Source organism: Rossellomorea vietnamensis (assembly GCF_001305855.1).
Lineage (GTDB): Bacteria > Bacillota > Bacilli > Bacillales > Bacillaceae_B > Rossellomorea > Rossellomorea vietnamensis_A.
The window spans coordinates 57,396-66,532 of the sequence record NZ_LIXZ01000018.1; the positions used below are offsets into that span (position 1 = coordinate 57,396).

Annotated in this window: 9 protein-coding genes, 1 pseudogene and 1 riboswitch; all 10 genes and pseudogenes read right to left on the reverse strand. The window is 42.4% G+C overall.

Annotated features, from left to right (window positions below; genetic code table 11):
* Positions 1-33: 33 nt before the first annotated feature.
* Positions 34-576 carry a hypothetical protein gene (locus AM506_RS18125; protein ID WP_060674057.1) on the reverse strand — a complete coding sequence of 181 codons (543 nt, stop codon included), beginning with the start codon at positions 574-576 and terminating at the stop codon, positions 34-36.
* Positions 577-1,226: 650 nt separating this feature from the next.
* Positions 1,227-2,162 (reverse strand): aldo/keto reductase, encoded by a 936-nt coding sequence (locus AM506_RS18135; RefSeq protein ID WP_060674060.1) that lies wholly within the window; start codon positions 2,160-2,162, stop codon positions 1,227-1,229.
* A gap of 31 nt (positions 2,163-2,193) precedes the next feature.
* Positions 2,194-3,174: a Gfo/Idh/MocA family protein gene (locus AM506_RS18140; RefSeq protein WP_060674062.1), complete on the reverse strand. Its 981-nt coding sequence runs from the start codon at positions 3,172-3,174 to the stop codon at positions 2,194-2,196.
* 62 nt (positions 3,175-3,236) lie between these two features.
* Positions 3,237-4,607 carry an amino acid permease gene (locus AM506_RS18145; protein ID WP_060674064.1) on the reverse strand — a complete coding sequence of 457 codons (1,371 nt, stop codon included), beginning with the start codon at positions 4,605-4,607 and terminating at the stop codon, positions 3,237-3,239.
* Positions 4,608-4,746: 139 nt separating this feature from the next.
* Positions 4,747-4,827: riboswitch (glycine riboswitch) on the reverse strand.
* 329 nt (positions 4,828-5,156) lie between these two features.
* Positions 5,157-5,822: a hypothetical protein gene (locus AM506_RS18150; RefSeq protein WP_060674066.1), complete on the reverse strand. Its 666-nt coding sequence runs from the start codon at positions 5,820-5,822 to the stop codon at positions 5,157-5,159.
* Between the two features lie 90 nt (positions 5,823-5,912).
* Entirely contained in the window at positions 5,913-6,374 is a 462-nt protein-coding gene (locus tag AM506_RS18155; RefSeq protein WP_060674068.1) for a hypothetical protein, read from the reverse strand.
* A 312-nt stretch (positions 6,375-6,686) separates the two neighbouring features.
* Positions 6,687-7,166, reverse strand: a complete 480-nt coding sequence (rlmH, locus tag AM506_RS18160) for a 23S rRNA (pseudouridine(1915)-N(3))-methyltransferase RlmH (protein WP_060674070.1) — start codon at positions 7,164-7,166, stop codon at positions 6,687-6,689.
* A 94-nt stretch (positions 7,167-7,260) separates the two neighbouring features.
* On the reverse strand, positions 7,261-7,419 hold the full coding sequence (locus AM506_RS22280; protein WP_079532410.1) for a CxxH/CxxC protein: 159 nt from the start codon (positions 7,417-7,419) through the stop codon (positions 7,261-7,263).
* A 112-nt stretch (positions 7,420-7,531) separates the two neighbouring features.
* A complete protein-coding gene (locus AM506_RS18165) occupies positions 7,532-8,776 on the reverse strand; it encodes a S1C family serine protease (RefSeq protein WP_060674072.1) in 1,245 nt (414 codons plus the stop codon).
* Between the two features lie 199 nt (positions 8,777-8,975).
* Positions 8,976-9,137 (reverse strand): annotated as a pseudogene (locus tag AM506_RS23190) (group II intron reverse transcriptase/maturase); the annotation flags it as partial.

Sequence of the window (9,137 nt, forward strand, 5' to 3'; positions counted from 1 at the left end):
TCAAAAAGAGGTCAGCCCCCAGGGAGCGTTCACTTACTGGGAGGCTGACCCTTTTTTCATATTCAGTACCTTCGAATTCCATTTTGAAGGATATTTCTTTTCAACAAAGTCCGAAAGCCAAATGGAAGCGGCAAACACAATCAAATAAACAAGAAAGGATAGGTACACTTTCCACCCGGTATAGGTGAAAACATGGAATTGCACGGAGGTCCACTCTAAAGCGATCGCTGACCCTCCCCAGAAAACAATAAAAAATAAAAATTTCAGCCCTTTGGGTTTGTAATATTGATAAGAATTCACTACAAAATAAGGAAGAGTGGGGTAGGTGACAAAGTGCAATACCACATCAAATAACTCATGGGCTTTATGATCGATCGTAAAGTAAAGTTCATATGGTTTCACAGTAAGAGTAATATCGGCCATCAGCGCAAGAAATACATTAAATGTCCAAATGATCGTGATCGTAACAGCCGACAGGCGTCTTGGCAGCAGAAACATGAACGCCCAGGTAATGATGGTCGAAAAGATAATAAACAGTTCATTTGCATCAAATTCACGAGGGAGAGGAAAAATCATATCGAATTCACCTCTTTGTTTCTCTGCATAGCTTTTTCTAAATAAAAGGAGAAAACAGCCATTAATAAAACAATCAGACTATATCTCAAATAGGAATAAAATACATTCCAATGTATCCATTCCAAGTAGTCAATCTGTACGAAATAGACTTCTATTGAAACAAGGGCTGATAAGAAGAGGATGAAAAGAATGAGTTTAGTAAAGATCGTCCTCTTAGAAAACAAAACATAAACCAACCATAAAAGTAATACGGGCTTGAGCGACAACTCAGGAATCTTTTGTGTCCAAAAAATCAATTCACTGTATGGATCTTGATGTGTTAACTTTAAATTTAAGTTTATGATTACTCCTGTATTCGTAAGAAGGATATTGGACAAAAAATAACTTCCTAAGACATTAACGACATTCATTTTCTTCATCAAAAAGACTAATGAGACAAAGGATACTATTGCTAAAATCAGAAAAAGCCATACCGAAAACATAGTAGTCACCATCTTTATTTATATATAAATAGGTTTCACAAAAAAGGGTGATAATACACGGTTTATAAAGAAAAGAAGAAGTTTGTCCCACTTGAGGATAAACTTCTTCTTTTCTTTAGCGAAGAGACTCGCTGCGCTGTCATCAAAGATCTCCATTCACTGGTTCAACTACCATGTTAACTTGGAACCCTTTATTTCTTCGTCCCAAAGATCTTCTAATTCTTTCATAACTTTTAATGGTAGGCTTCCTTCTGATGCAAAGATATTCTGATTTAATTGATGAATATTTCTTGCTCCAGGGATCACGGTAGACACTGCTTCGCGTGAAAGGATATATTGCAGGGCTGCTTGTACCATAGAGGTGTCATCTCCCAGGATTCGGCGGACTCTTTCTACCAGCGTCCCTCTTCTCCTGATTTCGTTTTCAGTCCATCTGCTTCTGATTCCACTGAATGTACTTTTGGCATCATACTTCCCGGTAAGCCAGCCCGAATCCAGCGGAACCTTGACGATGACCCCGACTCCCTGTTTATGAGCGGATTTCATTGCTGAGGCTGGTTCCTGATGGAATAGGTTGAACATAACCTCTATAATTTGACTGCCTGTTTTATTTAAAAGTTCACCCATCTCTTTTCCAGTATCCACCGAAGCTCCATACGCTCTGATTTTTCCATGTTTTTTCAGTTTCTCCAGCACTTCAAATTGAGGGGAATCTCCATTAAGGCTTGAAAAAGGAGGGTTATGAAGCAGAAGACTATCGAGATATTCAGTATTTAATCTTCGTAAACTGGCTTCCACCGATAAAATCAATTTCTCAGGTTCGAAGCTTTGTTCATCATTGGAATGATGTCCACATTTACTGCTGATGACCACTCGATCTCTTTTTCCCTTGAAGGCTTTTCCAAGGAGTTCTTCACTTTTACCCGATCCATAATTAGGGGCAGTATCAAAGAAATTGCATCCCATATCCATCGCTTGATCAACTAAATAGATGGCTTCTTCATCGGTCATGGTTCCCCAATCCCTCTGATTGCCTAATTGCCATGCGCCAAACCCTACTTCTGACACTTTAATTCCTGTATTCCCCAGGTTACGGGTTTTCATTGTTTTACCCACCACATTTCTTATCATTTTTTCACTTTCCGACGATCTCATCCATCACGCGGTTGGTTCTCGCACCCGATTCTCCCGTGCTCGGACACCAATTACCGCCCTCGGTTAACTCTTTCACAATCGTCGTTACAAGCGGCTGGTGGACATGCTCGGGACGCTCGAAACTCCATTGCTGCTGCCCTTCATGGGTCGTCAGAATGACGGGGTCATCCCCAAAGGTAGAAAAGCTGATCTTCCCTTCACTTCCGATAATCTCATTCATATCCACGTCTTCAAAAGCTGTGAAACACCACTTTCCAATTCCATGGACTCCTGATTGAAACTGGTATGTACCCGTCACAATATCTTCCGCTTCATAATAGCCCGCTTGATTCGAAGAAAAGCCTTTTGCTTCCTGGATCGGTCCGAGCAGGAAATCGAGAATATCGAGGGTATGGCTCGCCAGATCAAAGAACAAGCCGCCTCCGGCTATTTCAGGCTGCACGCGCCAGGGAAGATTCTCTGAATCCTTCACGTCGTTCCCTGCTTTTTGATACTGAGTGGTGGACACAAACCGAACGTCTCCGACCGCCTTTTGAGCCAGTAATTCTTTTATTTTCAAAAAGCGCTCCTGAGCCCGCCGGTAATATGCCAAATATAAAGGAACCCCCGCTTCTTTGCAGGCAGTCACCATTCCATTGCATTCCTCCGTGTTGCGGGCCATCGGCTTCTCCACATAAACAGGTTTTCCCGCAGCGGCTGCTTTCAGCGTATACTCCTTATGCGAGCCCGGCGGCGTAGCGATATAAACCGCATCCACCTCAGGGTCGTTAATCAATGCATCCGCGTCATCGTACCACTTCGGGACCCCATGTCTTTCTGCATAATCCCTTGCCAGCTCACCCGTTCTTCTCATGACCGCTACAAGTTCCGAGTTATCAATCTTTTGAAAAGCAGGACCGCTCTTCTTTTCTGTCACATCTCCGCAGCCGATGATTCCCCAGCGGACTTTCTCATATTTCATGGTTACATCTCCCTCTATTGGTTTCGTTAGTAACCATCATACCTGATTTTTCTGAATAATGGCTACGATTGGTGCCTCAAGCCTTGAAGTTTTTCCTTTTTTCTTCTCAACCGATATAAAACAAATAAAAATATGAACCACAGAGGCGTCAGCAATAAAGCCGGACGCGTTGCCTCAGAAACCAGCATGATCACCAATATAACCGCAAACATTGTCAGCACGACATAGTTGATAAATGGCGTGAGCGGTGCTTTAAATGTTGATTTCAAGTGCAAGTCCCGACGTGTTTTCTTATACTTCAGATGGCAAATCAGAATCACACCCCACACCCAGATGAAGCAAATTGCACTAATGGTTGTCACAATCCCGAAAGCCTGCTCGGGTAAAAGCTTGCTTAACAGGGCTCCTGCAGATATGACCAGGGTTGAGATGAACAAACCATTACTTGGTACATGATTTTTATTCAGTTTTGCAAAAGGAGACGGCCCCTGATTCGTTTTGCTTAAGTTATATAGAATCCGGCTTGTTGAGAACATGCCGCTGTTGCAGGCAGAAGCAGCTGATGTCAGCACCACAAAATTGATGATTCCGGCTGCCAGCGGAATGCCGATTAAGCTGAATGTTTTCACAAACGGACTTTCTGCCGTATTGAGGCCCGTCCATGGGTTAATGCATAAAAGCACGATCAGAGCGCCGACGTAGAAAAATAAAATCCGTAAAGGAATCTTATTGATGGCCGATGGAATATTCTTTTTCGGATCAGAGGTTTCGGCTGCTGATACAGCCACTAATTCCACACCGACATACGCAAAGATGACCATCTGGAATGAAAGCAGGAAACCTGACATTCCGTTCGGAAATAACCCTCCATGTTCCCACAGATTGGTCACCGTAACCGCCCCTGCATCCGTCTTGAATCCCATCACCAACAGCACAGCGCCGACACCGATCAACGCAAGAATCGTCATGACCTTGATTAAAGCAAACCAAAACTCCAATTCCCCGAATAGCTTTACAGTCAATAGGTTAAGTCCTAATAAAATGATCACGCAGAAGAGTGCCGGTATCCACTGCGGGATATGAAACCAATAATTCACGTATACACCCACAGCAATCACATCAGCCATGGCCGTCATGATCCAGCAGAACCAATACGTCCACCCCGTCACAAAGGAAGCCCAAGCTCCAAGATACTCTTCCGCAATGTCTGTTAACGATTGATAGCCTGCTTTAGACAACAGCAGCTCTCCCAGCGCCCTCATCACGAAAAAAAGGGCAATACCGACGATTAAATAAGCAAATATGATAGATGGGCCGGCAAGCTCTATCGCCTTACCTGAACCTAAAAATAACCCCGTCCCAATCGTACCGCCGATCGCAATCAGCTGAACATGGCGATTCGATAAATCCCTCTTTAATTCTCGATGTTCCAACCTTAACTCCTCCTTACAGCCAATAAAAAATAAGCACTTCAACAAATGAGCATAAAAAAAAGAGATTGGAGGGGCTCCAATCTCGTGGTCATAAGAATAACAAATATAATTTGGCATGAGCTCACACCAAAGAAATATCCGATACTCTTCTGTCCTTTTGCCTGAGATAATGAACCCTTCGGCGCCGCGGATCTTCCGCGGTCTCTCCAGAAGCTGCTCCTGCTACGGGATGATCCATAGCAATCATAGCTTTCTATTAATTAAATTTTGTCGCTCAACGTTTCACTGTCGAATAGTTGATAATTTTAAGGGGTGATATGGATTTTGTCAACAGGAGGGATCGAGTTGACCAGCGGATGTCAATTAAGCGGAGTTTCTCCGGTTATATGTAGGTTGAAGATCGTTTGAGGGGTATTTAAGCGGAGTTTTTCCGGTTATACAAAATTCAATTCCCCATTTTCACGTTTTTTGAGTCAATAGGCGGAATTTCTCCGTTTATTTAAGCTGTTTTCCATTCAATTTACTAATTAAGCGGAATTTTTCCGTCTATCATCTGATTGAGTGCTTGACCTGATCCCCCAAGCGATAGGAACGAATCCTTTTGATTCCAGATGAAGGAATCAACATCTTTTTCTCAACTAGTTGAGAAAGTAATTTTTTTACCGTCTTGTCACTTATCTTCATATACTTCTCAACTTCTATAGGAGATATCGTTTTTCCTTTTTGAATCGCTAGCCGAAGTACTTCTTTCTCAGCATAGGATAGAGTGGTCTGGTCCAGCTCATCACCTAACCACCGCCCAATTACCTGTTGAACGACCTGCTGACATCGACGGGGTTTTTCTTTCACTTGATCATAAGAAAAGCGGATGACAGTCCACCCATCCATCACCAACTGGTTTTGACGTTCCAGACTATCGGAAAATTGCCATCTGCTTATATTCTTTAAGTGAGGGCCATACCCGTCGACCTCGAAACAAATCCGGATAGCCGGACGAATATAAGCAAAATCTAAATACCGTTTTCCATCTTTAAAATCATCGATTTCATACTCTGGATGAAGATACTGAAAATGAAAAAACGAAGGCCACCAAACTTGCTTCAAAAACAAAATTTCAGCCTGATTGTGGCCTACTTGTAAACGCCTCAATCGTTCCCCGTTTCTTTCCTGAATGTGTATATTCAAAAAAGCCTGGTACTCTTCTTCAAATCCCATATCAATCCTCCTCCATACTCAGGCAAACTTTAACCTAAATATAACTAAATGAATTTGAAAACCATCCTTTCCTCAATTTCTTCTACTTATCTATCCCTCAACTGGAACCATAAAATCATATTCAGGCTCTCCATACTTGGCAATCATCTTTCTCCGATACTCATCAAACGATAAGTGGGAATTTTCGGGTGGGTTGCCAAATAGGATGGTAAATACTCCGTTTTCGAAAGAAATTAAATAGCTTTTCTCCTGGTTAACACTCCTCTCCATAAGTGATGTCTTTAACTCTTCCAATTGCGCAACTGTTAGTATATTGTTCAATCTTACCTTTTGGCAGTTTCCATCTTTATTTTCCAATACAAACATACCGTGTCCATTACATACCTCTTCCTTGTACTTAATAGAGTTTTCGGTATATTCCTCTATTGTTTTAATGTAATAATAACCGCACACCATACAATAGATGTACTTCTCATCAGTTTTGTAATAATCATCTACAAAAGCAGCACGTTCACAACAGGGGCATTTACTAGCATACATAATCGATGCCAAGAATGAATCATCTCCATTATTAATTGAATTTTAGACAGTTTTTCAAAATGAATGGGTGTGAAATCTAAAGGAAAAAAAAGCTTAATGTGGTTTCAACTGTGGGGGTTAAAAGCAAATAAAGAATCAAGGAGTAGTTTAGTTAAGAAGAATTTGAGGAAAGAACTACTTTTAGTCTAAAAGAATTTTTTAAATTGTCAATCTATTTTCTATAACTTTAATATTATCCCTCCTTCTCCTTTCTATTTGCCCTTAGAAAACTTATTATCTTCTTGCCTCCCCAACAAATAGGAGAGGCATTAGGATAACAACCTTTCACTTATGATACGGTTCCCCCCGATTAATCCGAAACGCCCGATAAATCTGCTCCACCAGAATCAGTCTCATCAACTGATGAGGGAAAGTCATTTTCGAAAACGAAAGGGTTTCATTCGATCTCTTGATCACGTCATCACTCAATCCCAATGATCCGCCAATCACAAATGCCACTTTGCTTTTGCCGTAGGTTGCAAGCTTGTCCAGATTATCTGCGAGGTCTTCTGAAGAACGCATTTTCCCTTGGATGGCGAGGGCAATGACATGATGATCGGGTGAGATCTTTGCTAAGATCCGTTCACCTTCTTTATTCTTCACCTGCTCCATTTCAGAGTCACTCAATACTTCTGGGGCCTTTTCATCCGCCAGCTCTACAATATCGATTTTTGCGTACGCACCAAGACGCTTCACATATTCGCCGATTCCTTGTTTTAAATATTTTTCTTTCAGCTTTCCAACCGTTACTATTGTGATGTTCACTATCCACACTCGCTTTACAAACAATTTACAAACACGTTATCCACAGAAATTATCCACATATCCACAATACCTTTCCCTATATGGTATGGGAATATTAGTTCGCCACTATATATACGGCGTTATTCCCACAATATTCACAGGTTGTGGATAACTTCTTATCTTCAGAAAGCTCCGTTAGTTGAGGCGCTACCTCATGCTCATCGACGACAATATCCATGGCTAGTTCCACGTGCTCTAAGCAGCAGTAAATCATGTCGTTTCCTCCTTATTATTGTTGATTATATACTTATCCACAATCATCATATCATGTAAAGAAAAAGCAGGAAAGGGCGCACCCTCTTCCTGCTTTTCGTTTTATCCACACTCTATAATCGGGATTCATCCGTCAATTTCATCGTGACTTCTTTCTTCTTGCCATCTCTAAAGAAGGTCACTTTCATTTGATCGTTCACTTCTTTTTTATTGTATAGATGCTTCCTGAGATCAATTACATTCTCGACCTTCTCGCCATCAAGTTCAGTAATGACATCCAGCTCCTGTAATCCAGCTTGAGCAGCAGGTGAATTCGGAACGGTTTGTCTGATCATCACACCATAATGGATATCTTTCGGCAGCTTCAAGGTTTCCTGCTGATGATAGGCAGAAATCTGATTGACGTCTTCTAGTGTCACACCCATTGCAGGACGCTTCACTTCTCCGTATTGCTCAAGGTCTTCAATGATAGGTCGAGCAGAATTGATCGGAATGGCAAGTCCGATTCCTTCCACTGCTTCCTGGGCGATCTTCATGGAGTTGATCCCGATCAGCTGACCTGAAATATTGATAAGGGCTCCACCGCTGTTCCCGGGGTTGATGGCTGCATCAGTTTGCAGAACCTCTGCGTTCCAATCCTCCATACCATCCTGATTGATGTCGACAGGAATCGTTCTCTCTACACCAGAAACGACACCCTGCGTCACGGAACCTGAGAATTGAAGGCCAAGTGGGTTCCCGATGGCGATGACAGGCTCACCTGCTTTCAGCTCATCGGAATTCCCAAACTCGGCAATGTCATCATCCTTGATCTTGCTTCCGTCGATTTCCATGACGGCAAGGTCTGTCCAAACATCAGTACCACGGAGTTTAGCAGGAACCTTTGTACCGTCAGCGAGGGTGACTTCCAATTGGTCTGCCCCTTCCACCACGTGATTATTCGTCACGATATAGACGGTTTTTCCTTCTTTTTTATACATGACCCCTGATCCTGTTCCTGCCTGCTGATCCTGTGTCTGACCACCACCCTGACCCCAGAAGCTCTGGGATTGGATATTTGTGATTCCAACCACTGAGTCTCCCGTCTTTTCAACGGCTTTCGTCACATCCGTCGTCACATTGACAGACACATTCTTGGTGGTTCCATTATGATACGCCTGATCCGTTTCTTTCAAATCCTGATCCGGTTGGACTGAATAGGGTAATATATCAAAGTTCGTCAGCTGAGGAATGGCCACGATCACGAGGATCGCCCCAAGGACGACGCCCAACAGCCCCGCCAAAAACATTCCTCCCCGATTTCCCTTTTGTCTGCCGCTCCTGCCTTCTGAATTAGGATTACCGTCATAATATCCCATGTATCTTCATCCTTTCTGCCAGCTATTCCTTTTGTTATTTTATCTTTACAAGCCCGATTATAGTCAGATTAAATTAAAAAATGATGAAAAGATGGTAAGAAATTTATTAGGTTACTATTTATGTAATCGAGTAGGAGGGGATGATTAATCCCCGACCTCTCACACCACCGTACGTACCGATCGGTATACGGCGGTTCAATCAAGATGATTGACGAAGACTTTCATACCTAACGATAAGACTTAGAAGCCCTTGGCGATTCCAGAAGGAATTGCCAAGGGTTTTGTGTAGTATTGGACTTTGTGCGATCCTCCAATAACCCTTTCGGGTATTACCCCACTCATATGCCTTCCATTTTGGAAC